Origin of the sequence: Plantactinospora sp. B5E13, assembly GCF_039871775.1 — a bacterium.
Classification (GTDB): Bacteria; Actinomycetota; Actinomycetes; order Mycobacteriales; family Micromonosporaceae; genus Plantactinospora.
In genome coordinates this window covers 140,186-164,595 of sequence record NZ_JBDPLT010000016.1, presented here as the reverse complement: position 1 = coordinate 164,595, position 24,410 = coordinate 140,186, and the positions used below count along the sequence as shown (strand labels likewise).

The 24,410-nt window shown below is 70.8% G+C and carries 31 protein-coding genes; 14 read left to right on the top strand and 17 right to left on the bottom strand.

Annotation, left to right across the window (positions count from 1 at the left end):
• Positions 1-60: 60 nt before the first annotated feature.
• Complete coding sequence (locus ABGB05_RS17405) at positions 61-777, bottom strand: C39 family peptidase (protein WP_347654453.1); 717 nt, start codon at positions 775-777, stop codon at positions 61-63.
• A gap of 320 nt (positions 778-1,097) precedes the next feature.
• The gene (locus ABGB05_RS17400) at positions 1,098-2,123 is read right to left on the bottom strand and encodes an aldehyde reductase (protein WP_347654452.1); all 1,026 of its coding nucleotides are present in this window, start codon (positions 2,121-2,123) and stop codon (positions 1,098-1,100) included.
• Between the two features lie 169 nt (positions 2,124-2,292).
• On the opposite strand from ABGB05_RS17400, the gene ABGB05_RS17395 reads away from it, so the two are divergent.
• Positions 2,293-3,114: a helix-turn-helix transcriptional regulator gene (locus ABGB05_RS17395; RefSeq protein ID WP_347654451.1), complete on the top strand. Its 822-nt coding sequence runs from the start codon at positions 2,293-2,295 to the stop codon at positions 3,112-3,114.
• Between the two features lie 62 nt (positions 3,115-3,176).
• On the opposite strand, the gene ABGB05_RS17390 is transcribed toward ABGB05_RS17395, so the two are convergent.
• From ABGB05_RS17390 to ABGB05_RS17375, 4 genes are all read right to left on the bottom strand, one after another.
• Complete coding sequence (locus ABGB05_RS17390) at positions 3,177-4,052, bottom strand: alpha/beta fold hydrolase (protein WP_347654450.1); 876 nt, start codon at positions 4,050-4,052, stop codon at positions 3,177-3,179.
• A gap of 75 nt (positions 4,053-4,127) precedes the next feature.
• Complete coding sequence (locus ABGB05_RS17385) at positions 4,128-5,276, bottom strand: aminotransferase class I/II-fold pyridoxal phosphate-dependent enzyme (RefSeq protein ID WP_347654449.1); 1,149 nt, start codon at positions 5,274-5,276, stop codon at positions 4,128-4,130.
• Positions 5,277-5,416: 140 nt separating this feature from the next.
• The gene (locus tag ABGB05_RS17380) at positions 5,417-6,421 is read right to left on the bottom strand and encodes an SDR family NAD(P)-dependent oxidoreductase (protein WP_347654448.1); all 1,005 of its coding nucleotides are present in this window, start codon (positions 6,419-6,421) and stop codon (positions 5,417-5,419) included.
• Positions 6,422-6,611: 190 nt separating this feature from the next.
• A complete protein-coding gene (locus ABGB05_RS17375) occupies positions 6,612-7,457 on the bottom strand; it encodes an oxidoreductase (protein WP_347654447.1) in 846 nt (281 codons plus the stop codon).
• A gap of 115 nt (positions 7,458-7,572) precedes the next feature.
• Between ABGB05_RS17375 and ABGB05_RS17370 the strand changes: the two genes are divergently transcribed.
• A complete protein-coding gene (locus ABGB05_RS17370; protein ID WP_347654446.1) occupies positions 7,573-8,475 on the top strand; it encodes a LysR family transcriptional regulator in 903 nt (300 codons plus the stop codon).
• A gap of 288 nt (positions 8,476-8,763) precedes the next feature.
• Positions 8,764-9,228, top strand: a complete 465-nt coding sequence (locus ABGB05_RS17365) for a nuclear transport factor 2 family protein (protein WP_347654445.1) — start codon at positions 8,764-8,766, stop codon at positions 9,226-9,228.
• A 183-nt stretch (positions 9,229-9,411) separates the two neighbouring features.
• Here the strand turns inward: ABGB05_RS17365 and ABGB05_RS17360 are convergent, their stop codons facing one another.
• Positions 9,412-10,113: a hypothetical protein gene (locus tag ABGB05_RS17360; RefSeq protein WP_347654444.1), complete on the bottom strand. Its 702-nt coding sequence runs from the start codon at positions 10,111-10,113 to the stop codon at positions 9,412-9,414.
• Between the two features lie 104 nt (positions 10,114-10,217).
• Between ABGB05_RS17360 and ABGB05_RS17355 the strand changes: the two genes are divergently transcribed.
• Positions 10,218-10,466, top strand: a complete 249-nt coding sequence (locus tag ABGB05_RS17355; RefSeq protein WP_347654443.1) for a cell division protein SepF — start codon at positions 10,218-10,220, stop codon at positions 10,464-10,466.
• Positions 10,467-10,486: 20 nt separating this feature from the next.
• Here the strand turns inward: ABGB05_RS17355 and ABGB05_RS17350 are convergent, their stop codons facing one another.
• Positions 10,487-11,338, bottom strand: a complete 852-nt coding sequence (locus tag ABGB05_RS17350) for an oxidoreductase (protein ID WP_347654442.1) — start codon at positions 11,336-11,338, stop codon at positions 10,487-10,489.
• 102 nt (positions 11,339-11,440) lie between these two features.
• On the opposite strand from ABGB05_RS17350, the gene ABGB05_RS17345 reads away from it, so the two are divergent.
• Both ABGB05_RS17345 and ABGB05_RS17340 read left to right on the top strand, forming a co-directional pair.
• Positions 11,441-12,352: a LysR substrate-binding domain-containing protein gene (locus tag ABGB05_RS17345; protein WP_347654441.1), complete on the top strand. Its 912-nt coding sequence runs from the start codon at positions 11,441-11,443 to the stop codon at positions 12,350-12,352.
• Positions 12,353-12,428: 76 nt separating this feature from the next.
• Positions 12,429-12,929, top strand: coding sequence for a nuclear transport factor 2 family protein (locus ABGB05_RS17340; RefSeq protein ID WP_347654440.1), 501 nt, complete (start codon positions 12,429-12,431; stop codon positions 12,927-12,929).
• 52 nt (positions 12,930-12,981) lie between these two features.
• Here ABGB05_RS17340 and ABGB05_RS17335 read toward each other — a convergent pair whose 3' ends face one another.
• The 3 genes from ABGB05_RS17335 to ABGB05_RS17325 are packed head-to-tail and all read right to left on the bottom strand — an operon-like array spanning position 12,982 to position 14,055.
• The gene (locus tag ABGB05_RS17335; RefSeq protein ID WP_347654439.1) at positions 12,982-13,410 is read right to left on the bottom strand and encodes a VOC family protein; all 429 of its coding nucleotides are present in this window, start codon (positions 13,408-13,410) and stop codon (positions 12,982-12,984) included.
• Positions 13,411-13,420: 10 nt separating this feature from the next.
• Positions 13,421-13,879: an AraC family transcriptional regulator gene (locus ABGB05_RS17330; RefSeq protein WP_347654438.1), complete on the bottom strand. Its 459-nt coding sequence runs from the start codon at positions 13,877-13,879 to the stop codon at positions 13,421-13,423.
• Positions 13,876-14,055: a hypothetical protein gene (locus ABGB05_RS17325; RefSeq protein WP_347654437.1), complete on the bottom strand. Its 180-nt coding sequence runs from the start codon at positions 14,053-14,055 to the stop codon at positions 13,876-13,878. Before ABGB05_RS17325 ends, ABGB05_RS17330 begins: the two co-directional genes overlap by 4 nt.
• A 119-nt stretch (positions 14,056-14,174) precedes the next feature.
• On the opposite strand from ABGB05_RS17325, the gene ABGB05_RS17320 reads away from it, so the two are divergent.
• Together ABGB05_RS17320 and ABGB05_RS17315 are read left to right on the top strand one after the other, a co-directional pair.
• Complete coding sequence (locus ABGB05_RS17320; RefSeq protein ID WP_347654436.1) at positions 14,175-14,408, top strand: ankyrin repeat domain-containing protein; 234 nt, start codon at positions 14,175-14,177, stop codon at positions 14,406-14,408.
• Positions 14,405-15,505: a GlxA family transcriptional regulator gene (locus ABGB05_RS17315; protein ID WP_347654435.1), complete on the top strand. Its 1,101-nt coding sequence runs from the start codon at positions 14,405-14,407 to the stop codon at positions 15,503-15,505. The genes ABGB05_RS17320 and ABGB05_RS17315 overlap by 4 nt, the downstream gene beginning before the upstream one ends.
• Here the strand turns inward: ABGB05_RS17315 and ABGB05_RS17310 are convergent.
• The gene (locus ABGB05_RS17310; protein WP_347654434.1) at positions 15,431-16,006 is read right to left on the bottom strand and encodes a hypothetical protein; all 576 of its coding nucleotides are present in this window, start codon (positions 16,004-16,006) and stop codon (positions 15,431-15,433) included. The genes ABGB05_RS17315 and ABGB05_RS17310 overlap by 75 nt on opposite strands.
• Before the next feature lie 142 nt (positions 16,007-16,148).
• Complete coding sequence (locus ABGB05_RS17305) at positions 16,149-16,847, bottom strand: TioE family transcriptional regulator (protein WP_347654433.1); 699 nt, start codon at positions 16,845-16,847, stop codon at positions 16,149-16,151.
• A gap of 81 nt (positions 16,848-16,928) precedes the next feature.
• Here ABGB05_RS17305 and ABGB05_RS17300 point away from each other — a divergent pair, with 81 nt between their 5' ends.
• Positions 16,929-18,059, top strand: coding sequence for an erythromycin esterase family protein (locus tag ABGB05_RS17300; protein ID WP_347654432.1), 1,131 nt, complete (start codon positions 16,929-16,931; stop codon positions 18,057-18,059).
• A 91-nt stretch (positions 18,060-18,150) separates the two neighbouring features.
• Here the strand turns inward: ABGB05_RS17300 and ABGB05_RS17295 are convergent, their stop codons facing one another.
• Positions 18,151-18,567: a MerR family transcriptional regulator gene (locus tag ABGB05_RS17295; protein WP_347654431.1), complete on the bottom strand. Its 417-nt coding sequence runs from the start codon at positions 18,565-18,567 to the stop codon at positions 18,151-18,153.
• 47 nt (positions 18,568-18,614) lie between these two features.
• On the opposite strand from ABGB05_RS17295, the gene ABGB05_RS17290 reads away from it, so the two are divergent.
• Positions 18,615-19,427, top strand: a complete 813-nt coding sequence (locus tag ABGB05_RS17290) for an MBL fold metallo-hydrolase (protein ID WP_347654430.1) — start codon at positions 18,615-18,617, stop codon at positions 19,425-19,427.
• An 85-nt stretch (positions 19,428-19,512) separates the two neighbouring features.
• Here the strand turns inward: ABGB05_RS17290 and ABGB05_RS17285 are convergent, their stop codons facing one another.
• Genes ABGB05_RS17285 through ABGB05_RS17275 form a run of 3 tightly spaced genes read right to left on the bottom strand, consistent with a single transcriptional unit; the run spans position 19,513 to position 20,875 of the window.
• Complete coding sequence (locus ABGB05_RS17285) at positions 19,513-19,851, bottom strand: cupin domain-containing protein (RefSeq protein ID WP_347654429.1); 339 nt, start codon at positions 19,849-19,851, stop codon at positions 19,513-19,515.
• A 47-nt stretch (positions 19,852-19,898) separates the two neighbouring features.
• A complete protein-coding gene (locus ABGB05_RS17280; protein ID WP_347654428.1) occupies positions 19,899-20,081 on the bottom strand; it encodes a DUF397 domain-containing protein in 183 nt (60 codons plus the stop codon).
• Positions 20,072-20,875 (bottom strand): helix-turn-helix transcriptional regulator, encoded by an 804-nt coding sequence (locus ABGB05_RS17275; RefSeq protein WP_347654427.1) that lies wholly within the window; start codon positions 20,873-20,875, stop codon positions 20,072-20,074. Before ABGB05_RS17275 ends, ABGB05_RS17280 begins: the two co-directional genes overlap by 10 nt.
• A gap of 261 nt (positions 20,876-21,136) precedes the next feature.
• On the opposite strand from ABGB05_RS17275, the gene ABGB05_RS17270 reads away from it, so the two are divergent.
• The 4 genes from ABGB05_RS17270 (at position 21,137) to ABGB05_RS17255 (ending at position 24,265) form a co-directional block, all read left to right on the top strand.
• A complete protein-coding gene (locus ABGB05_RS17270; RefSeq protein WP_347654426.1) occupies positions 21,137-21,565 on the top strand; it encodes a hypothetical protein in 429 nt (142 codons plus the stop codon).
• A 93-nt stretch (positions 21,566-21,658) separates the two neighbouring features.
• A complete protein-coding gene (locus ABGB05_RS17265) occupies positions 21,659-21,799 on the top strand; it encodes a hypothetical protein (RefSeq protein WP_347654425.1) in 141 nt (46 codons plus the stop codon).
• A gap of 159 nt (positions 21,800-21,958) precedes the next feature.
• A complete protein-coding gene (locus ABGB05_RS17260) occupies positions 21,959-22,711 on the top strand; it encodes a class I SAM-dependent methyltransferase (protein WP_347654424.1) in 753 nt (250 codons plus the stop codon).
• Between the two features lie 291 nt (positions 22,712-23,002).
• A complete protein-coding gene (locus ABGB05_RS17255; protein ID WP_347654423.1) occupies positions 23,003-24,265 on the top strand; it encodes an ATP-binding protein in 1,263 nt (420 codons plus the stop codon).
• The last annotated feature ends 145 nt before the right edge of the window (positions 24,266-24,410 follow it).

The following is a 24,410-nucleotide window of genomic DNA, read 5'->3' as shown; positions in this document are numbered from 1 at the left end:
GGCCGGCCCCCCGGGGTGGGGAGCCGGCCCGCTCGCTGGTTGTCTACCGTGTGCCGCCGGTCAGGCGGAGTAGCCGCGGGTGGCGGCCCAGTTGGCGAGGTTGATGGTGCTCATCCAGTACTCGCCGTGGTTCGGGTCGGCCGGGTCGGCGATCTTGACCTTGCGGCCGTGGTCGTCGTAGCCGATCACGGTCAGGTAGTGCCCGCCCTCGTAGGAGTGGGCCATACCGTCGGTGTCGACCGCGGTGCCCTTGATGTTGGTTACGACCGGCCGGTTGTTGTCGATCGCGTGGACCACGTCGACCTGCAGCTGGTCCATCTGCGCCGGCTTGGCGGCCTCGTCCGGGATCGCGACGGTGCGGTAGTCCTTACCGCCGGCGGTGTTGAGGACCCGGGTGGTGTCCTCGGCCGAGTTCGTTCCGGCCTCGGTGGTGCCCAGCTGCTTGGCCACGTCGTCCTGGGACGGGGTGTGGCCCTGGGCGGACAGTGCGATCCGGGTCGCGGCCGGCGCGCAGTAGAAGTACGTCGACTGCGGCTGGTACTGCACGTCGAGGACCTTCGACGGCTGGCCCTTGTCGAGCTCGCCGATCTGCTGGGTCACGGCGGTCGGGGTCATGCTCATCGACGGGGCGGTGGCGCCCATGGTGGCGACGGGTCCGGCGATCGCACCGCCGGCGACGGCGAGCCCGGCGATACCGAGCGCGGTCTTACGGATCGGGGTTTCGGTGATGGCCGGAAGCCACCGGTTGACAAAAGCCATGATGGTCTCGCCTTCCATTTTCCGGGGATGAGAGATCCCAACCCGGCGCATCCGGGACGCGCGGGGATGGCACCGAAAACGTTCAGCGGGAGAGAAGAACAGGTACGAGCCGCTGCTGCGGGCGTACCGGGGATTCAACCGCGGCCGGCCGGTCGGCATTCCGCCGATCCGCCCACCCGACAGTGTTGATCACGACCGAAAACCGGACACCACACCCAGCCGGGCGCAACGGCCCCACCGGTCAACCTGGTGTCGCCTGCTGCTGCGGTCGTACGGGGGATACAACCGGGCCGGCCCGCGAGATGTTCCCCCGGACCGGCACCCGGCGAACCGGACAGCTAGAGCAGATCGTGCCGTACCAGGCTCTCGGCGGTCGCGGTGATCGCCTCCTCGGCGGTCCGGGGCGTCCAGCCGAGCAGGCGGCGCGCCTTGTCGCTCGAACCCCGCCGGATCTTGCCCAGATCGCGCGCGATGCCGTGGAACGCCGGGTTCTGTCGGGCGGCCTCCCGGACCTCGTCGTCGGTCATCTCCCGGGTGGGCACCCGGGCCGCCGTCGCACCGAGCCGGGACCGCAGTATCGCGGCGACCTCGGCCATGCTCACGGGTTCACCGGCGGTGGCCAGGAACCGCTCACCCCGGGCCGCCGGATCCGTCATCGCCCGCAACTCCAGATCCGCCACGTCCCGCACGTCGACAACGCCGAAGTACATCCGGGGCAGACCGGGCATCGCCCCGAGCAGCAGGCCCCGGACCAGGCCGATCGAACCGGAGTAGTCCGGGCCGAGCGCCGGGCCGAAGATGCCGACCGGGTTCACCACCGCCAGTTCCGGCCCGCCCTCCCGGGCCACGAACTCCCAGGCCGCCCGCTCCGCCAGGGTTTTGGATTTGATGTACGCGGTCACGTCGTCGCCGTCCAGGTCGGCCCAGTCCGCCTCGGTGAAGACCCGGTCGGTGGGTCCGTGGCCGTACCCGATGGCACCGAAGTTGGAGGTGATCACGACCCGTCGGACCCCGGCCTCCCGGGCCGCTCGGAGCACCCGCAGCGTCCCCTCCCGGGCCGGGACGATCAGTTCGTCCTCGTGCCTCGGCGCCCCGGGTGGGAACGGCGAGGCGACGTGCAGCACGTAGTCGCACCCGGCGACCGCCTCCGGCCAGCCCTCGTCGGAGGTGAGGTCGGCGGCGGCGAACGACAACGCCTCGCCCGGTTCGACCCCACCGGCCCGGATCATCTGCCGCACCTCGTCCGCCCGGGCCAGGGAACGCAGGGTGGTCCGGACCCGGTAGCCGGCCGTCAGGAGCCGCACCACGCAGTGCGCGCCGACAAATCCCGATCCGCCGGTGACCAGCACCAGTTCGTCACTCATATCCAGTAGTCCTCGTCTTTCTCCGGTTGTCGCGTCCCGGTCGCCGGGCGGGTTCGTGCGGCGACCGGCTCCCCACGATGCCCGGGATTAAACGGACAAACCAGATAGGGCTGATACCGGGACCAGCAGGGACAGGATGAGCCCGGCCGACGGAGTTACGGTTGGCGGCGTGACCGTCTCCGCCACACTCAGTGACTATCTGCGGACCCGGCGACAACTCCTCCGACCGGGCGATGTCGGCCTGCCCGCCGGCACCCGGCGCCGGGTGACCGGGCTGCGCCGCGAGGAGGTGGCGCTGCTCGCCGGCATCAGCGTCGAGTACTACCTGCGTCTCGAACAGGGCCGCGACCGGCACCCGTCCGACCAGGTGGTGGCGAGCATCGCGCGGGCGCTGCAACTCGACCCCGACGCCGCCGCCTACCTGCACAGTCTGGCCCGCCCCCAGCCGCCGAAGCGCCGCCGGGCGCCTCGTCCCCAACGGGTCAGCGACAGCGTCCGGAACCTGATCAACAACTGGACGACCACCCCGGCGTACGTGCACGGCCGCGACCTGACGGTCCTGGCCGCGAATCCACTGGCCGTCGCCCTGTCCCCGAGTTACGCGCCGGGCGCGAACAGCCTGCGCGCCGCCTTCCTCGACCCGGAGATGCGGGTCTTCTACCGAGACTGGGAGACGATGACCGCCAAGGCGGTTCCCTACCTGCGTTCGGTGCTCGGCCCCGAGATCGACGATCCCCGACTGGCCCGGCTCATCGGCGAACTGAGCCTGCGCAGCGAACGTTTCCGCACCCTGTGGGCCCGGCACGACGTCCGGCACCAGACCAGCGGCCAGAGCCGGCTGCTGCATCCCCAGGTCGGCCCCCTCGACCTGCGGTACGAAAAACTCGCGCTACCCGGAACCGGCCAGATGCTGATCACATACCACGCCGAACCCGGATCCGAGTCCGAGCAACGGCTGCACCTGCTCGGCATGCTCACGACGTCCGGCTGACCCGGCCGGGCCCCGGGCGCGCGAATCCCGGCGTGTTCATGGGCGCGCGAATCCCGGCGTGTTCAGCGTGCCGGCATCAGGCCGTACGGCTCCAGTAGCGCCGCCACCGCGACCGGGTCCTCGACATGCGCGTTGTGTCCGAGCCCGGCCAGGGTCCGGACCGGTATGCCGAACGCGGCCAGGTCCGCGTCCCCGACCATCGGATCGTGTTCGCCCCGGGCCAGCAGTACCGGCACCGGTACGCGGGCCAGCCGGTCCACCATCTCCGGATCGCCGACCGCGAAGCAGCGTGGATCCATGGCGAGCCGCCACCGTCCGTCCTCGACCCGGAGCCCGGCGTCCACTCTGGAGTCGCCAACGGTCAGCAGGTCGGCCAACCCGGAGACCCGGAGGTGTCGTCGAACCGCCTCGTCCCGGGAGTCGTACCAGGCGACGGGCCGGCCGGCCAGCGCCGCCGCCTTCGCCAACTCGTCCGGGCTCCAGGCAACCTTCACGCCGAGCCCCACCACCGCCTCGACCCGGGCACGGTCGGCACCGCCGGTGGCCCCGACGCGGTTGGCACCACCGGTGGCCCCGACGCCGTGGTGATCGCCGAGCCGGGCGGCCAGGGCCAGCCCGACCACCCCGCCGAGCGAGTGCCCGAGCACCACCACCCGGTCACCGGGGTCGAGCACCTCGGCGACCGCGGCGGCCAGCGAGTCGAACGTGTACTCGTCGAGCGGCGCCGACCCGCCGTGTCCGGGCAGGTCGGGGGCGAGCCATCGACCGGGCCACCGAGACGCGAGCAGGTCGGACCAGGCGTACCAGACGTCGCCGGTGGCGCCCATCCCGTGCAGGAGCAGCAGCACCGGCCGGCCACCGTCACCGCTGCCACCGCCATGCAGCCGTACGCCGTGCCAGGTCCACACCCGCAGTGTCGCCGACTCCCCGCCGCCCATGCCGAGCAGTCTGCCATCGACCAGCCGTCATACCGACAACCTGGTGTCGCGGCGTGCCCGGGGACCCGGGCGGGGTCAGGAGCGGGCGGCGGTGGCCATCCGACGTACCGCCTCGGTGATGATCTCGGGCGAGGTCGCCAGGTTGAACCGGGCGTGCCCGACACCGCCGGTGCCGAAGGTCGGCCCGGAGACCAGGGCGACCCGCCCCCGGTCGAGGAACACCTCTGCCGGATCGCCGGGCAGGTCCAGGACCCGGCAGTCCAGCCACGCCAGATAGGTGCCGTCCGGTGGCCGGTACGACACCTCGGGCAGGTGTTCGGCGAGCAGGTCGCCGAGCAGGTGACGGTTCCGGTCGAGGCCGGCGAGCAGCGCGTCGAGCCACGGTTCGGCGTACCGGAGTGCGGCGCTGTGCGCGATCACGCCGAAGTGGCTCGCCCCGTCGCCGGCCACCTTCGGCATCCGGGCGAGGTCGGCGGCGGCGTCCGGTCCGGCGACCGCGACCGCGGCCTTCACCCCGGCCAGGTTCCACGCCTTCGACGCGGAGAGCAGGCTGAATCCGCGTTCGCCGCCGGGCACCGAGAGGTACGGCACGAAGGTCGCCCCGGGGTACACCAGCGGGGCGTGGATCTCGTCGACGACAACCCGTACCCCGTACCGGTCGGCGAGTTCGGCGACGGTGCGCAGTTCGTCGCGGGTGTGCACGGTGCCGGTCGGGTTCTGCGGGCTGCACAGCAGGTACGCGGCCCGGCGTCCACCCGCCACCGCCCCGGTGAACGCCCGCTCCAGGGCCGTCATGTCGAGCCGGTGGTCGGCGCCGAGCGGCGCCTCGACCACCCGCCGGTCAGCTCCGGCGATGAAGTCGAAGAACGGCGGGTAGACCGGCGGATTGATCACCACGGCGTCGCCGTGCCCGGTGACCAGCTTCAGCACCTCGACGATGCCGATCATCACGTCGGGCACGAGTCGGGCGTGGTCGATGTCCGGGGTCCACCCCCAGCGCCGACCGGCGAACCCGGCGAGCGCGTCGAGGTAGTCCTCACCCATCGGGTAGCCGGTGTCGCTGCGGGCGATCGCGTCGGTGAGCGCCCGGGCGACCGGTTCGGCGAGTGGCACGTCCATCTCGGCGACCCAGACCGGGAGTACGTCCGGCGCGTACCGCCGCCACTTCTCGCTGGTCCGCGCCCGGAGTTCGGCCAGAATACGGCTCTGCAAGGGGTTGTCCACGGCTTCACACCTTACGCCGGACCGGTCGCGCCGGACCGCCGCAGACCGCGCCGCCGGTAGGGCCTGGTGGTGCGGCGTCGGCGGTACGGCGTCGCCGGTGCGGGTCAGCGGCGATGAACGCGGGTTCGGACGAGGCGCCGCTACTGGATCCTGCTGTTGGTCAGCTGTTCACTCAGGTTCCACAGGCGGTCGGCGAACTGCGGGTCGACGGCGTAGGGCCTTACCCCGACGGCTGTTTCCACCCGACCCGTCATCACGTCGATGGTTTCCTGATCCGAGGTGAGTAGCGGGGAGATCTCGTTGTTCTCGCAGTAGACACCGCCCATGCCGTCGAGCTGCGGAGCGGTGGCGCACCAAACGATGGTCGACGCCCCCTGTTCGGCAGTCTTGCGGCCCGACTCCGGGTCGACGACACGGTTGCCGTGCTCGTCAACGAGGTTGTTCGTACGCAGGTACTCCGGTGTGGTCCACGGGCTGAGGTTCGTGCCGATGATCAAACCGGGGTGCAGGGCGAAGCCCCGGATGTCATCGGCCTCACCGCGCTGGTCCAGCCCGACCGTGAACAGGATGTTGGCCGTCTTCGACTGGCCGTAACCCAGCCAGCCGTCGTACTCGCGTTGTTCGAAGTTCGGGTCGTCGAACACCACGGGCGAGAGGTTGTGGGCCCAGGCCGAAACCGTGACCACCCGGGCGCCCCTGGCCCGGCGCAGGGCGGGCCAGAGCCGTGTGGTCAGTTGGAAATGTCCCAGGTGGTTCGTCGCGAACTGCGCCTCGTACCCGTGGGCGTCCCGGGTCAGCGGCACGTTCTGGATCCCCGCGCTGTTGACCAGGATGTGCAGCGGCCGCCCGGTGGCGAGGAACCTGTCGGCGAACGCGTCGATCGAGGCGCGATCCATCAGGTCCAACTGGTCGATCTCCACGCCGTCGATTCCGGCAAGCACGTCGCGGGCACGTTCGGGGGACCGCACGGGGACGACAACCGTGGCGCCGGCAGAGCGCAGGGCGCGGGTGGTCTCCAGGCCGAGGCCGGAGTGGCCGCCCGTGACGATCGCGGTTCGGCCCGACAGGTCGATCCCCTTGATGACCTCCGCAGCGGTGGACGCGGCCCCGAAGCCGGAGCCGATCGGTTGTTGTGGACTGGGCATATCAATGTCTCCTTGGATTTTCGGCCGGGTCGGCGGTGGACCGTCACCCGATCGTCGGCGGCCACCGCCAGACCGGAGCCGGAGGATGATGGGATGATCAACGCAACCTGTTCCTGCGTGTCTGTTCTGCCATCGACGTTGTCCGGAGCGGCCACCATGTGGCGCCGGTCGCCGAGAGGCGGTTACCGACTCACGACATCGCCGTCGAGCGGCTGAGCGTCTCCCAGGTGACCATGTCGGCCAGCAGGGACTCGTGGTGGGCACGCAGCGCATCGACCGCGTCGCCGCCGAGTACGAGGCGGAGCGGCGGGTTCTCGGCGTCGAGCACCTTGATGATGGCCGCGGCGGCCTTCGCGGGGTCACCCGGTTCGTTGCCCGCGATCCCCGCGACCATCTGCCGGAGACCTCCCGAACTCGCCTGGTAGGCCGGGTTCTCGATAGCCAGAACCATGTTGTTGGTGATCTTGGTGCGGAACATGCCCGGTTCCACCAGCAGTACCCGGACGCCCAGGGGGGCCAGTTCACTCGACAGCGCCTCGCTGAACGCCTCGAGCGCGTGCTTCGCGGCGTCGTAGCCGCCCAGCCCCGGGTAGGTCATCCGGCCACCCAGGGAGCTCATCTGCACGATCGTCCCGCTCCCCTGCTCGCGCATGAGGGGAACAATCGCCTTGGTGACCTCCGCAGCCCCGAAGAAATTGACCTCCATCAGCGAGCGCAGCTGCTCCATCGAGGTTTCCTCGACGGCCCCGATCATGGTGAATCCGGCATTGTTCACCAGGACGTCGATGCGACCGAACGCCGCCACCGTCGCCTTTACCGCGGCCTGGACGGATGCCGGGTCCGTGACGTCCAGCGCCGTTGTCCTGACCCGGTCGCCGCCAATCTCCGGAAGGTCGGCGAGCGTCTCCGGACGACGTGCGGTGGCCATGACCTGGTCGCCGGCGGCCAACGCGGCCAGTGCGACCTGCCGGCCGAACCCGGTCGAGCAGCCCGTGATCAACCAGACGCGACCCTGCCTTGAATTCGTCATTCCCATGCCCTCTAACGTGGTTATTGCCGATTACGTGTTCGTCCTGAACACGAACGATGCTGCCGGCGAATGGTTGGCGACGGCCAACACGGGTTACCTGGTACGGCGGTAGGCTCGGCCTGTGACCCCTGATCTTCGGCAGCTCCGGTACTTCGTCGCCGTCGCCGAGGAGTCGAGCTTCACCCGTGCCGCCGCCCGACTGATGATCACGCAGCAGTCGCTGTCGCAGCAGATCAACGCGTTGGAGCGGATTCTCGGCGCAAAACTGTTCAGCCGAGACACCCGGGGTACCAGACTTACCGATACGGGGGCGTTGTTCCTGCCCGAGGCGCGCGCGGTGCTGGACCGCGCCGACGAGGCCGTCGCCGTGGTCCGCCGGGCCGTCCGCGGCGAGATCGGCCAGCTCCGCCTGGTCTTCCTGGCCACCACCGCGAATCATCTGCTCCCGCCGGTGGTCCGGGCCGCCCGGCAGCTTCTCCCCAACCTGCGACTCAGCACCGAGCAGACCACCATCGGGCCGCTCGTCGAAGGCCTGCTCGACGGCCGGTACGACCTCGCGTTCACCCGCCCGCCGCAGGTCCCCGGCCTTGCCGCCCGCACCGTGGCCACCGAACAGGTGTGCGTCGTCCTGCCCCAGGGGCACCCCCTCGCGGACCGCACCGAGCTGACCCTGTCCGAACTGGCGAACGAACGTTGGGTGATGACCCCGCGCAGCGCCTGGGAACCCTGGCACCGGGCGTTCGACGAGAACTTCCGCGCCGCCGGGTTCACCCCCGACATCGTCGCCCGGGACGCCAGCGTTCAGGGGCTGCTCGGCCTCGTCGCGGCGGGCGTCGGGATCACCCGGCTGGGTTGGTCGGCGCACAACCTGCGCCGTACCGGCGTGGTGTTCATACCGCTCGCCGGGGAGACCATGCCCACCGAGATGGTCTGGCGGTCCGACAACACCTCGCCCACACTGCGCCGGATGGTGGACGTGGTGACCGACCTGGCCGCCACGACGGACCTCACCACCACCGGCTGACCAGCACCAACAACCCGGACACCAACCCGGATCACCGATCCCGTCGCGCTCCCGCGCCAGCCCGACGGTCGGCAGGGTTTGGAAGCCCCCGCCGAGCCGCGGAGGCGGTTCTCAGACTTGATCAACACCAGACCGGCCTTCGGGGATCCCGGCAGCGGAACCAGGGCCACAGACTGCGGCTGCCACCGTGCCAGGTAATCCGTGTTGGCCGGTCCGGACCGGCGCGGACCAGTATCGTCCCTGACAACGCACCGCGGGCTACCGTCCCGCCGAGCACGGGGAACCACCATGAGCAATCCCAACCCGTCGCCTAAGCAGGCTGCCGATCGGCTGGCGATCCGCGAGCTGGTCGACGCCTACGCCCACCTCGCGGACCGACGCGACGCCCAGGGACAGGCAGCACTCTTCACCGACGACGCCCGCCTCGCGGTGTACGACAGCGGGCCCGACACGACCGAGCCGGTGCAAACCCTCAACGGTCGAGACCAACTGGCCGCGGCCTTCGCCTCGCTGGGAAACTACGACAAGACGACCCACTTCAACGGTCAGAGCACGGTGACCGTCGACGGTGACCGCGCCACCGGGGAAACCTACTGCCTGGCCCACCACCTCTGGACCGAGGAGGGACAGCGCACCCTCATGGTCATGTCGATCCGGTACCAGGACACCTTCGTCAGGCAGGGCGGGCGCTGGCTCTTCGCCGAACGCCGGCTCATCACCGACTGGGTCGACGGTCGGCATTCGAACGCCTGACAATCTCCAGCGTCAGCACAGGGTTCCCCAGGTCGTGACACCGGCCGTCCGGAGGCCCGGGGCCGTTACCGACGGCCCGCTTCGCACCCGGCCCGGAGATCGAAGCCGCGATCCAGGCACTTGCCTGCACCGCGCCAGCGACGGCTCCGGACGTGGCGATCGCATGCCCTGCCGTGGCGGGGTCTACCACTTCAGGAAGTTCCGGAACTCGGCTCCCTCCGGCAGCGGAGCCTCCTCGGACAACCGTCCGATGTAGACCACCGCCTCCTCGTACTGGCTGTACGAGAAGCCGTCCAGGGTCTGCCCGACGACGATGACGTTGCCGCCCCGACGCCAGGCGGCGTACCGCCACGAGTAGGAGCCGACCGAGACGTTCCGGCCCTCGACCCGGACATCCGACTCCGGCGGGCCGAGCAGCTCGGTGAACCGGGCGACCGCGGTTTCGACATGCCCGTCGAACTCCGGCCGGTACGCGCCCTTCTCGCTGGACCAGCCGGGCAGCGACCCCCAGAAGTCCTTTGTCCAGACCTCCCCGTCAATCTGGTAGCAGTGGGCGAACGGCAGGTAGAGACAGTCGTGGCCGTAGCCGACGTGGCCCTGAGCAGTGACGAACCGGCCCTCGTCGACCGGTACCGCCCTACCGCCGCGCCAGCCGAACCCGCGCACCGCCCGGTTGACGGCCGCCCGGTCGTCCCAGTTCAGCTCCGCCAGTTCGACGACCTGGCGGGCCAACTCGGGGTCGACCGGGCAGACGGCGACGTACGTCTCGCCCGGGTCGAACTCCTCCTCGTCGTCCTCGTCCTCGAAGTCCTCGTCCTCGAAGTCCTCGTCGTCGAAGTCCTCGTCGTCGAAGTCCTCGTCGTGGGTGATATCGGAGTTCGTCACGGGCGGTGAGCATACCCGTCGGCAGGGTACCGACCCCTCCGCGCACGGATCGTGCCCGTGAGCAGGCAACTTGACGTCCGCGCCGCGCCGGGCAGACTGACCCCATGGTCAAGACGGTACGGCCGCGCAACTACAGCGAGGTGTTCTACGTCGGACACTACTTCTGCCAGGGCTTTCCGGTGGTAATGGACCTGACGGGTCTGACCAATGAGGAGGCTCTGCACCTCGTCGACTTCGCCGCCGGTCTGGTGGTGGCCCGCGACGGTGGCATGGAACGGGTCGCCCCCAAGGTGTTCCTGCTCCAGCCTCGTCCGCTCGCCCGGTCCGGCGCGATGGCAGAGGCGGTCGGTTGAGCGGTGTGACGGCGTACCTGTCAGGCGGGTGACGCCGCGAACCCGGTGGCGCGGGACGTCGACTCCCAGGCACGGACCTCGGCGCTCACCGCCGCCAGATGGTCCAGGATGCCGTCGACGGCGTCGTCACCGAGCGGCAGCCGCAGCGGCGGGTTCTCCGCGGCGAGGGCGGCCCGGATCGCCGCCGCGGCCTTCGCAGGGTCGCCGGGCTGAGTGCCGTCGATACCCTTGATCATTGCCCGGGTGGGGCCGACCGTCGCCCGGTAGGCCGGCATCGGCACACTCTCGACCAGGCCGGCGCCGGAGAAGCTGGTCCGGAACGCGCCCGGCTCGACAACAAGGACCCGGATGCCCAACGGCGCGACCTCGGCGGCCAGCGCCGCCGAGAACCCCTCCAACGCGAACTTCGTCGCGCAGTAGGCGGAGAACCCGGGGTACGCGACCTGGCCACCGAATGACGACATCTGCACGATCGCACCGCCGCCCCGCGACCTCATCCCCGGCAGCACCGCCCGGACCAGCGCGGCCGGACCGAAGACGTGCAGCTCGAACAGGTCCCGCAGCTCCGCCTCGGTGGTCTCCTCGACCGCGCCGACCTGACCCCGGCCGGCGTTGTTGACCAGTACGTCGATCCGGCCATAGCGGGCCTCGACGTCGGCGACCAGCAGAGGTATCCCGCCACTGTCGGTGACGTCGAGCGGCAGCACCTCGACCTGGGAGGGATGCGCGTCGGCGTACGCCTGCAGGGTTTCCGGGCGACGGGCGGTGGCCACCACGATCTCGCCGGCCGCGACGGCGGCCTCGGTGAGTGCCCGGCCGAAGCCGCTGCCGGCTCCGGTGACCAGCCAGACGCGGCGGGTACTCAGGTTCATGCTGCTCCTCGGTGCTTGGCGGATGAGTCCCGGTGCGGGACGGCTCCAGCCTGCCGGGGTCGTCGCCTTGGGAACCAATACCTGTCGTGATAACCAGATGGCATGGACGTGCACCTGCGGGACCTGCGCTATTTCGTGGCCGTGGCCGAGCACCTGCATTTCACCCGGGCCGCCGAGGCGCTGTTCGTCAGCCAGCCCGCGCTCTCCAGGCAGATCCGCACCCTGGAGGCGCAACTGCGGACACCGCTGTTCGAGCGGGACCACCGCGAGGTGCGGTTGACCCCGGCCGGTACGGCGTTGCTGCCGACCGCCCGGGCCCTCCTCGACGGGTGGCGGCAGGGTGTGGAGGCGGTCGCGGTCGCAGCCGCGGTCCAGGCGGCCACCCTGGTGGTCGGCATGAGTACGGGCGTGGGACGGGGCCTGCTACCGGCGGTGCGGGCCCGGTTCGGCACCGCCGCACCACAGGCCGAACTACGGCTGCGGCAGGTGCCGTGGGACGACCCGACCGGCGGGCTGGCGGCCGACGGGCCGGCCCGGACCGACGCCGCGTTCGTCTGGCTGCCGATGCCGGATCCGGCGCGCTACCGCTGGCTGACCGTGACCAGCGAGCCACGGCTGGTGGCACTGCCGGCCGGTCACCGGCTCGCCGGACGGACCAGCGTCGACATCGGCGACCTGCTCGACGAGCCGTTCCTGGCGCTGCCAGCCGGCAGCGGCGGCCTGCGGGACCACTGGCTGGCCGTCGAGGCCCGGGCCGGCCGGCCGCCGGTGGTCGGCGCCGAGGTGGCGAACGCGGAGGAGGTGGTCGAGGCGCTGGTTGCCGGGCTCGGGGTGTGCCTGGTCGCGGCCGGCAACAAACCGCTGGTCACCCGGGACGGGGTCACCACCCGGCCGGTGACCGGGGTGACCCCCAGCGAACTTGTGCTCGCCTGGCGGGCCGACGACCGCCGCCCGCTGCTGCACACCCTGGTCGAGGCGGTACGACGTTCGCTCGGCACGCCCGTCGTGGGATAACCGCCGGTTATCGACGCAGGTCTTGGACCAGCCGGGTCGTCGTCCGGCACGCTCGTCGCGTCGAGAGGAGACGGTGATGAACTGGTCCAACACCGCTGCCCGGCGGTTGGGGCACGGATACCGGCTGGTCGGCCCGCTCGTGGTCGCGGGCGTCCTGGTCGCCGGGTGCGCTGGTTCCACGGCGGAGCGTACGGGGGCGACCAGCGCCTCCCGCCCGGCTGGCTCCGACGGGCCGGCCACCGCAGCCCCCGGATCGGGTCCGGCGGTGGCCGGGCCGGCCCAGGCGTACGTCGACGCGGTGAACGCCGGCGACCTGGACGCGCTCGTCGCCGCGTTCGCCCCGGACGGGCTGGTCGTCGACGTGAATCGACGGATCGAGGGCCGGGACGCGATCCGCGCCTGGGCCGACGCCGAGGTGATCGGCGGCACGCTGCGGGTGCTGGAGGTGGCGGCGAAACCCGGCGGCCAGGACCTGCTGGTGCACTGGGCGCCCGGTGGCTCGGCCGGCTGGCGGGCCCACTACCGCTTCACCATGACCGCCACCACGATCACCACCGCCGACCTCCAGTACGCCTGACGGCAGCCCGGCTGACGGGCCGCCGCGCACCGGGCGGGGCGGCCCCGCACCGTCAGTCGAAGTCGGCCGGGGTGAACTCCCGGGATTCGACCAGGACCATCCAGTTGCCGGAGTTGTCCCGGGCGACCGCCTCGACCCCGTACGGGCGGTCCTCCGGCGGGTTGATGAACTCGACGCCCTTGGCTCGGAGATCGTCGTACGTCTTCCGGCAGTCGTCGACGCTGAGGCCGAGGGCGAAGGTGCCGCCGTCGTCCATGGCCCGGTTGATCGCGTCGACCATCTCGGGCGAGTACGGCGGCCCCGGAATGGTCAGGTGGACCTGCAGCTCCGGCTGGTTCGGGTGCTTGACGGTGCACCAGCGGTATCCGTCGCCGAGCGTGATGTCGGTGTGTTCGGCGAAGCCGAGTACGTCGAGGTAGAACGCCTTGGACGCGTCGATGTCCTTCACGAAGACGCTGGTGATGGAGATGTTGGTAATCATGTGACCGAGGCTAGGAGGTGCCGCCGGTCCCGGGCTTCTCCTCGGTTGCGCGGTCGCGCCGCTCGGCCAGACCCCACATGAAGACGAAACAGCCGGGGATCCGGGGTGCGCCCTTCGCCGCCCAGCGACGCTGGAACTCGCTCGGCGTCTCCCCGACCAGTTCCCGGAACCGGCTGCTGAACGAGCCGAGGCTGGCGAAGCCGACCGCCTGGCAGACCTCGGTGACCGTCAGGTTGGTGGACCGGAGCAGGTCCTGGGCGCGTTCGACCCGACGGCGGGACAGGTGGGCGGCGGGCGAGACACCGTACGTCGCGGTGAAGAGCCGTTGGAAGTGGAACCTGCTCAGGCCGGCGACGGCGGCGAGGGTCGCGAGGTCGAGTGGCTCGGTGTAGTGACGGTCGGCGTGGTCGCGGGCCCGGCGCAGGTGCACCAGCAGGTCGCCGGGGACCCGGCGGGGCGGGGCGGTCACCAGCGTTGACCGGTGCTGGTGTCGGCGATCCGCCACCGGCCGTCCGGCTGCCGGAGCAGCAGGACGAGCAGCGGGGCGACGGCGGCGACGGCGACCGCCTGCCACCAGGACAACCAGTCGGAGAAGCAGCCACAGCAGGCCGCGGCGGCAAGGCCGGCCGCCAGGAGCGCGGGCACCCGGCCTGTTCCTCCCGACATGACCGGTTACCTTAGCCGCGTCGCCCGGTCTGGACCAGGTTGCGGATCCCGCGTATGTCGATATCCGGGTGGTGCGGTGATGCGGCAAGCTGGTGCCCGTGAACGCCCGGAAGCGCAAGAAATCGCAGAAGCGTCTGATGAGCGCGGTCGTCTGGGGCACCTCGGCGCAGGTGGCACGGTTGTTACGCGGTGGAGCCGACCCGAACCAACGGGACCGGGACGGCAGCACCCTGCTCTACCGGGCGAGTGTGCAGGGGAACGCGGAGATCGTGCGGGTGCTACTCGCCGCCGGTGCCGGGGTCGGCCGGCCGGTTCACCGGGAGCAGTCGTGACGACGCCGGTGGAGAAGCCCCGAACCGTTGTCGTCGTCGGCTATCCCGGGACCGAGCTGTTGGACCTCGCCTGCCTGACCACCACGTTCGACTACGCGAACCGGGCCGGTCGGCACTACCAGACCCTGGTCGTGTCACCGGCCGGCCAGCCGATCACCTGCCAGTCGGGGTTGACCCTGAACGCGCAGGCACCGATCGAGCGGCTGCGCGGCCCGATCGACACGATGATCGTCGCCGGCGGGGAGGGTGCGGTCGCCGCCGCCGACGACCATCGGCTCGTCGCACACGTACGCCGACTGGCCCGGGAGACCCGACGGGTCGCCTCGGTCTGTACCGGTGCCTGGATCCTCGCCGCGACCGGGCTGCTCGACGGCCACCGGGCCACCACCCACTGGATGTTCGCCGACCTGCTCGCCGCCCGGTACCCCGCCGTCGAGGTCGATCCGGCGCCGATCTACATCCGGGACGGCGATCTGACCACCGCCGCCGGGGTCACCAGCGCACTCGACCTGGCGTTGGCCTTCGTCGAGGAGGACCTCGGCGGCGAGGTGGCCCGGCACGTGGCGCGCGGGCTGGTGACGTACCTGCAACGGCCGGGCAACCAGGCGCAGATGAGCATGTTCCTCGCGGCGCCGGCACCCGACGACGACCTGGTACGCGACCTCGTCACGCTGATCCGCGAGACACCGGACGCGGACCTGAGCCTGTCTGCGCTCGCCACCCGGGCGGCGGTCAGCGAACGGCATCTGACCCGGCTTTTTGTCGCCCACCTCGGCCAGACCCCGGCCCGGTACGTCCGCACGGTCCGCCTGGAGGCGGCAGCCCAGTTGCTGGTGTCGAGCCGGCTGCCACTGGCCCGGGTCGCCGCCCGCTGCGGTTTCACCTCGGCGGAGGCGCTGCGGCAGGCGTTCGTCGACCGGTACGGCGTCACCCCGTCGCTCTACCGGTCGAGTTTCGCGAGCAGCCTCGCCGGGCAACGGCCGCCGGCCGGCCCGACCTGGCGTTCCGGTGGCCGGCGCCGGTCAGCCGACCGCCGCCAGGACGAGGAAGCCGAGGCCGAGCGGCACGTCCAGCAGCATGCAGGCCTCGGCCAGTGACCGGGGCACCACGATGTTCCGCCGGTAGTGAACGGCGTCCCAGATCCCGTGTGCGGCGAGGACCAGACCGGCCAGCACCAGGCCGACCTCCGGGGCGACCAGGACGGCGGCCACCGCGAGCCCGCCGTAGCCCGCCACCGCCACCGTCTGGGCGGTGAGGATCGGGTACGACACCCGCCCGACCAGTCCGACGACCACCAGGATGGCGGCGGCGATCCCGGCCACGACCCACCAGGGCAGGCTGAAAAGACTACTGAGGACGATCACCAGGCTGAACCCGGGCACCGCCGCCCAGGCGACCCAGGGCCGGGCCAGCGCGGCGGCGCCGAGGTAGCAGAGGGTGGCCGCGACGGCGGTGATCGCCAGGGTCTGCCGATCCGGTCCGGTGGCCAGCACGGCTACGGCGGCGGCCAGCCCGAGCGCGCTCGGCCAGCGGTGCAGGATCGCCGGCCGGTGTCGTGGGTGGCTGCCGGCGGCGGCGACTGATGTCGAGATCTCCATGCATCCGACGGTCCCCGCTGCCGCGCGACAGGTCGAGGTGCCTCCGCCATCCGGTCCAGAATCCTGGGGTACGGGTCCGTCGGGTCCCGGACCGGCCGCCGGGTCCCGGACCGGCCACCGGGTCCCGGACCGGCCGCCGGAGTCAGCGGATCGCGGCGAGGCGCAGGTAGTGGCCGAGCCGGGCGGCGGCGTCGAGCATCGCGACGCCCCGCGCGGTGAGCCGGCGCTGCCAGTCGTCCAGGGCGCGGGCGAGCGACTCCGTGCCGCCCGCCGTGCGGATCTGCTGGACCACGGTCGCGATGTGCTCCAACGGATATCCTCCGCGCCGCAACAGATGGGCCAGTTCGGCGTCACGGACGTCGGCCGCCCGGAACACCCGGTAGCCGGTGGCCGGATCGCGTACCGGGGCGAGGATGCCGACACTCTCCCAGGTACGCAGGGTGGCCGGGGTGACCCGGAGCCGGCGTGCGAGTTCGCCGATGCTCCACACCACGCCGGGTCCGGCGGTGGTCTCCGGTGTGGCGGGCAGGGTCCCGACCGCCTCCCGTACCGCGTCGAGGGTTTCCCGGTCGCGCAGCAGCTGGCCGTGCCCACGGTCGATGACGATCAGCGCGTCGTCGAGTGCGTTGTCGTGCAGCGCGTTCATGATCTGACCTGCGGCGCGGTGCCCGTACGCCGCGACGAGCGCCAGATAGGCGCGGAGCGCGGCGGCGTGCACCTCGGTGTAGATCCGGTAACCGCTGGGGGTGCGGTCGGCCGGCGGGATGAACCCGTCCCGCTCGTAGTTGCGGACCGCCTGGGTCGACAGGCCGTGCTCGCGGGCCAGGTCGGCTGGTCGCACGGTTTGAAACTTTACCGCGCCAGCATGCTGGCTTCTCCGCCGAGAGTCTCCACCGAACCTTCAACGGTACGTTTGAGCCACATGAGCCAGGACATTCGCGCTTTCGTACCCGAGTCATGTGACCTTCTCGCCCTCGGCGAGCCGACCCACCAGGAGCCCGCCTTCGGCGCGGTCCGCAACGAACTCTTCGCCCAGCTGGTCGGGCAGGGCTTCCGGTCGATCGCCCTGGAAACGGACCGGGTGGCCGGGTACGCGGTCAACGACTACGTGCTGCACGGCACCGGGAACCTCGACTCGGTGCTGGCCGAGGGCTTCAGCCACAACTTCGGCACGCACGAGGCCAACCGGCGGCTGGTCGCCTGGATGCGGGACCACAATCGGGACCGGCCGTCAACCGAGCGCCTGACCTTCCACGGTTTCGACGCCCCGACCGAGAACACCAGCGCACCCAGCCCGAGGAGTTATTTCGAGTACGCCCGCGACTATCTCCGGATCGACAACCTCGACATCGCGGGTGTTGCCGGCGACGACCACCGCTGGAGCCGCGACGAGGCGATCCTCGACTTCACGCAGTCCATGGGTGCCACCCCGGAGGCGGAGCGGCTGCGGAGCATCGGCGAGGACCTGCGCACGAAGCTCTACGCCCACGCACCGGAGCTGGTCGCGGCGACCTCACGTGCCGAGTGGCTCCGGGCCAGGACGCACCTGGCGGCCGGCCGCTGGCTGCTCCACTACCACTGGCAGGCGGCGCAGCCGCTCAAGCAGGGCGATCGGATCACCCTGCTGCTGGCGACCCGGGACACGTTGATGGCGCGGAACCTGTTCGACATCCGCGGCGTCGAGGCGGGGCGCGGCCCGACGATGGTCTCCGCCCACAACCTCCACCTGCAACGCAACGGTAGCGCCTGGACTCTGGGCGACCACAGCGCCCGGTGGTTCGGCGCCGGGGCGATCGTCGACTCGCTGCGGACCGAGGGCTACCTTTTTGTCGCCGGCAGTCTCGGGCGCAGTGCGGTCATCAACCTGGGCGAGCCGGAGCCGGAGACCTTCGAGGGTCAGCTGCAACGCCGTTTCACCGGCTGGGGCCTGCTCCCGGCCGCCGAGGTGTCCCCAGCGCGGACCCGTACGGACCCCGTTCCGCAGCAGGGTTACTTCCCGCTCGACCAGCCGACCGTCGACGGAGCCGACGTAATCCTGCACGTCACCGGCTGATCCGGGGTCGGCCGACGGCACGCTCGGCGTCAGCTGCGGGGGCAGGGCTGCTGGTCAGCTGCGGGGGCAGGGCTGCGGGGGCAGGTGCGGGTCAGTCGGACCGGGCGGGATCGCCGGTACCGGGACGGACGAGGGCGGCCCGGAACGCGGGACACTCGACCAGCAGTTCGTGCAGGCAGGTCGAGGCGTGTTCCAGGCTCGCCCGCATCCGGTTGAGCCGCTGGATGTTCTCGTCCAGTTCGCGTGCCTTCCCCGCCATCCGCGCCCGGAGCTGGGTGTCGTCCGGGGTGGAGACCAGGAACCGGGCGATCTCGGCGATGGTGAATCCGGCGTTCTGGGCGCAGGCGATGAACGTCAGGCGTTCGAGCACGTCCGCCCGGTAGGTGCGGCGCAGCCCCCGGCGCCCGGCTGGCGAGATCAGCGCCCGCCGCTCGTAGAACCGCAACGCGGAGGGGGTCACCCCGGCCCGCTCGGCCACCTCGGCGATGTCCAGCAGTGCCTCGCTCATCCCGCCTCCTTGACTTGAATCGCGGTTCAAGTCAGAGGGTAGCCGGCGTGAAGATTCATCACCTGAACTGTGGCTCGATGCGGCAGATCGAGGCCACCTACGAGGGCCCGGCCCCCGCGCCGGCCGTCAACCACTGTCTGCTGGTCGAGACCGATTCCGCCGGCCTGGTCCTGGTCGAGACCGGTCTCGGGCTCGACGACGTACGGAATCCGGGCGGCAGTCTCGACGCCGGCTGGGTCGAGATGGTCCAGCCGGTGCTCGACGAGGAGGAGACGGCGGTACGACAGCTCGCGCGGCTCGGCTACTCGCCCGACGACGTACGCCACATCCTCGTGACCCATCTCGACGTGGACCACTGCGGCGGCCTGCCCGACTTTCCGGACGCGCGGGTGCACGTCCTCGCCGCCGAACTCGACGCCGCGCTCGCGGAGGCGCCGAGCCTGCGGTACCGCCCGGCGCACTGGGCGCACGGGCCGAAGTGGGTCACCTACCCGACCGGCCCCGGCCCGGACTGGTACGGCTTCACCTCGATCCAGCCGGAGGGGCTCCCGCCGGAGATCCGGCTGATTCCGCTCGGTGGGCACACCGTCGGCCACACCGGAGTGGCGGTACGCGACGGCGACCGCTGGCTGCTGCACTGTGGCGACGCGTACTACTACCACCGGGAACTCGACCGGGACCATCACCCGCATCCGATGCTGGACATCGTGCAGTGCCGCTCGGAGGTGCACCACGACCTCCGGCTCGGCACCCAGGCGCGGCTGCGGGAACTCGTCCGCGACCACGGGAACGAGGTGTCGGTCTTCTCCGCGCACGACCCGTGGGAGCTGTCGCGTCACCTGGGTGGGCCGGCGGCCTGACCGGTCGGAACCACGTCTCGTCGCCGCGATCCACGAACGGCCCCGACCCTCCTGGGCCAGGCTGCGCCGGGAGGGTCGCCGGAATCTACCGGTCCGGCGCGAGTGAGCCGTACGCCGGGCCGAACACCACCAGCAGGGTCAGGTCCTCGGTCACCTCGACGAACCGGTGCTCCTCACCGGCCGGCACGAAGATCACCGAGCCGGGACGTACCTCGGCCGTGCCGTCGGGTGTCACGATCGTGGCCCGTCCGGTGGTGACCACGTAGATCTCGTCCTCGGTGTGTGGGCTCTGGTTGTCGACCCCGCCGGCCGGAATGCAGTACGTGCCCACCGACAGGGCCGGCACCCTCAGGTGCTCGACCCAGTCGTTCGCCTGTCCGGTGGGGGTCGGCGTCCACACACCCGCGCCATCGATGATCCGCATCGCGCGAGCCTAGTACGGCAGCCGCGAATCCGGCCCCCCAGGCGGCGCTAACGGCGGCTGCCGGCGACGAACAGACGCCAGGCGGACGGGGTGAAGATCAGGGCCGGACCGCCCGGGTCCTTGCTGTCCCGTACCCCCACCATCCCGGGCAGGTTGTCCGCCACCTCCACACACGCGCCAGTCGAGTTGCTGCGGCTGCTCTTGCGCCAGCGGGCCCCGGTCAGGTCCATCGCTCGGCCACCTCCAGGATCAGCTCGGTCGACTGGGTCGGGGGCAGGGCCTCGGCCAGGATGTCCTCCCAGTGCTTGCGCACCTCGGCCACGTCGTCGGGGCGGCTGAGCACCTGGCCCTTGATCCGGCTCTCAAGGTATACGACTTCGTCGTTCTCCGGCAGGGTCGCGATGATGAGTGGCCCGTCCAGCCCGGGATAGGCACCGACGGTGGCCGGCACCACCTGGATCCGCACCCGGGGATGCTCCTGGTTGAGCCGGGCCAGGTGGAGCAGTTGCTCCCGCATCACCGCCGCGCCACCGATGGCGCGGTGCAGCACCGCCTCGTCCAGCACCGTCACCACCTGGGCCAGACTCTTGTCGTCGAGCCGCGCCTGCCACTTCAACCGGTCCGCGACCAGGACGTCGACCTGCTCCGGGGTCAACCGGTTGTCGGCGGAGACGACCGCCCGGGCGTACGCCTCGGTCTGCAGCAGGCCGGGGACGAAGGCCAGCTCGAACCAGCGGAGGAAGACCGCCCGCAGCTCGTTGCGGGCCCACTCCCGGAACCAGGGCGGTACGACGTCGAAGACGATGACCTTCCGCAACATCCGGACGAAGATCCCGCCGGTGTGGAAGTGCTTGTCGATCGCGGCGAGGTAGTCCTCCTTCGGCGCCCGGCTGCCATTCTCCACCGAGCCGACATGTGAACCGGAATAGTTGATCAGTTTTCCGAACTCCTCCTGGCTGAGATTCAGGGCCAGACGTACGTGCCGTAACTCGTCGAGCAGGAATTCCGCCGCCGACATACCCATGAGTAATCCCCCATCGTTTCCACAAATTTCCCGGCGCCCACCACAGGCTGCCCACATGACTCGTCCCGGCCCCCTCGGAACAACCACAGTCATCCATCTTTGCTAGTCCGGGGCGCAATGTCCATAGCAGAGTGTGGGCAGCGGGACCATTCGGATCCGGGTTCAGGTGAAGGACGGATGGAACCGCGCGGGGGCCGTCGGGAATCCCCTCTCCCCCACCCGAGACGGCCCCCGCTTCCACATCCGGGGAAAGGAGGAGTGGTGGAATTTCCTGGTCTGCCCCGGCCCGACCCGAGCCCGCAACGCGGGTCATTTCCGCTTCCGGTTCCGGGATACGGCGCGATGACAGCCGCCGACCGCAGCGGAGGACCGTCGGACCCCAGAAACCCGTACGCCAGGAAGCCGGCCGTAGCGGCGAACACGCACCTGCCGCAACGTCCGCTCTGGCTCTGCCGAGTCTGTGTCGTCGACTGGCCCTGCCTGGCCGCCCGCAGCCTGCTCACCGTCGAGTACGTCGACGACCCGGTCGCACTGCACGTTTATCTGGCGACGATGCTGCAGGCCGCCGTGGACGATTTGTACCGGCTCAACCCCGACCCGGGCCCCGACACCGGCCAGCTCTACCAGCGCTTCCTCGCCTGGGCCAGGCCCCGCCTCGACATCGAACGCAACCGTCGCCACAGCATCTGAGGCGCAACCGTCGCTGGGGCACGTGAGGCGCGACCGGAAACGCCGCGCCAGCCATGACCCGGTCGGGCATGATCACCCTCCGGAGGTGGAACGGTGGGCACGAATGCCGAGATCTTCGTCTTCGACGACCGGCGATACCGGGACGAGGTCGTCCCGACGATCGTGGAACTGCTCCGGACCGGCGCGGTGCCGTCGTGGCTCGACCAGATCTTCCGGTCCGCACCATGGCCGTGATCGCCGGCGACAGCGGTCACGGCGTGCTGTGGGGCAACGACGTGAGCCCGGAGGTCTGGCGGGAGGTGCTCGACCTGCCCGCCTGATCAGGCCGCCACGCCCGGGGACCGGCCTGATAAACGGTGGACAGCGCCGGCTCGGCCGGCAACCGTGGTCGGCATGTGGCAGGACGAGATCTGGGACGCCGAGAGCGCCCGACGGTACGACACTCCGGGCACCGGCATGTTCGCGCCCGAGGTGCTGGGACCGGCGGTGGACCGGCTCGCCGAACTGGCCGATGGCGGGGCGGCGCTGGAGTTCGCCATCGGCACCGGGCGGGTCGCCGTACCGCTCGCCGCGCGGGGCGTACCGATCACCGGCATCGAGCTGTCCCAGCCGATGGTCGACCAGCTCCGGACGAAGGTGGACGAGGCGACGATCCCGGTGGTCGTCGGCGACATGGCGAGTACCGGGGCGCCCGGCGAGTTCACCCTCGTCTACCTCGTCTACAACACCATCTCCAACCTGCTGACCCAGGAGGGCCAGGTGGCGTGCTTCCGCAACGCGGCCCGGCACCTCGGCCCGGGCGGCCGGTTCGTGGTCGAGCTGTGGGTGCCGGAGCTGCGCAAGCTGCCACCGGGTCAGCAGGCCGTGGTCTGGCGCTCCGAGGCCGGGTACGTCGGACTGGACACCTACGACGTGCTGCGGCAGCAGGTGGTGTCGCACCACTTCCGGTTCGGCGACAACACCGACGCCCGGCTGTTCCGCAGCCCGCACCGTTACATCTGGCCCGCCGAACTGGACCTGATGGCGCGGTTGGCCGGCTTCGAGCTGGAGAGCCGGTACGCGGACTGGGCCGGTGCCGAGTTCACCGCCGAGTCCCGGTCCCACGTCTCGGTCTACCGTCTGCCGTCGGACCGGCCGACGCCCTGATCGCCAGACCTCCGGTCGACACATGCCGGTCGGGCGACATGCCACCGAGTCATATTTATGCCGCTGAGGCATAACGTTGAACCGGCAGTGATGCTTCTCGGCGGGCGCCCGTGCCATCGTCCCGACCGACGTCGGTGCCGGGACCGGAACCGGGAGCGGGAGCGGGAGCGGGAGCGGGCACCACAGGGCCGGCAGATCGAACACCCAGGACCCGCATTCCGCACATGACTTCTGCCGCAGATCGAAAGCACCTGGCCCCGCAGATCGAAACCGCGCCAGCTATCATGACGCGTGCCCACACCGCACCTGGTTCCCCGCCACGCTGCCGCGCAGGTCGACGCGGCCCTGGCCGACACCCGTGTCGTGCTGATCAGTGGCGCGCGCCAGGCAGGCAAGAGCACCCTCGTTCGCATCGTTGCCGGCGATCGTCTCGCCGAGCGCCGCGATCTCGACCGGGCGCAGGACCGGGAGGCGGCGATCGCCGACCCGGTCGGCTTCGTCGACTCCCCCGAACTCCTGGTCGTCGACGAGATCCAGCGGGCTCCGGAGCTCCTGCTGGCGATCAAGGCAGCCGTCGACGAGGATCCCCGTCCCGGCCGGTATCTGCTCACCGGCTCGTCTCGGCTCTTCGGCATGGTGGCAGCCCCGGACGCGCTGCCCGGCCGGATGGAAACCGTCGAGCTGTGGCCGTTCTCCCAGGGAGAACTCGACAGTGCGCCGGACGGATTCGTCGACGCCATCTTCGCGCTCGGTCCGGACCTGCGACACGAGTCGGAGGTGACCCGCGCCGACTACGCGGCCAGAATCGTCCGCGGCGGTCTACCCGAGGCCACCGCCCGCGCGGACCCCCGCCGTCGCCAACGGTTCTTCGACGCGTACGTCCAGGCGCTCATCGACCGCGATGTCCGGCAACTGTCGGACATCCAGCACAAGGGCGAGCTCCGCAAGCTGGTCCGCCTCCTCGCGGCCAGGTCCGCGACGATCATCGCCGCCAACTCCCTCGAGTCCGCACTCGGGTTGAGCCGGCCGACGATCGCACGCTATCTCCGGGCCCTGGAAGAGATCTTCCTGGTCAAACGAATTCCCGGCTGGTCCCGCAACCTGGGCACCCGCACCACGGCCGCACCCAAACTGATCTTTGTCGACTCGGGAATCGCCGCCAACGAGATCGCAACCGACGCCCGGGCGCTACTCCGGCCGGGTGCACCGTTCGGCCCGCTGCTCGAGTCATTCGTCCTGTCCGAGTTGTCCCGGCAGCTCACCTGGTCTACACAGTTCGTCGATCTGTCCCACTACCGCGACCAGAGCAGGTACGAAGTCGACGCGGTGCTAGAGAACCGATCCGGCCAGGTCGTCGGGATCGAGGTCAAAGCGGCCACCACGGTCGGACCTGGCGACTTCCGCGGACTACGCCGACTCGCCGAGCGCCTCGGCGACGAATTCGTCGCCGGCATCGTCCTCTACACCGGAACCGCCACGCTGCCGTTCGGCGACAGACTCCGTGCCATGCCGGTCAGCGCCCTGTGGCAGACCCCCACCCCGCCAACCGCCTGACCTCGCGCAGGGCAGGGCAACCATCAGGGCGGTGACCGGCGACACGCTCAGATCAGACCCGGGTGGTACCCCGCCGGGCGGCCACCGTCCCCGGCGGCGGTGACCACCACCGCCGCCGGGGACAGGCGACCGGGCCGGCCTGAGC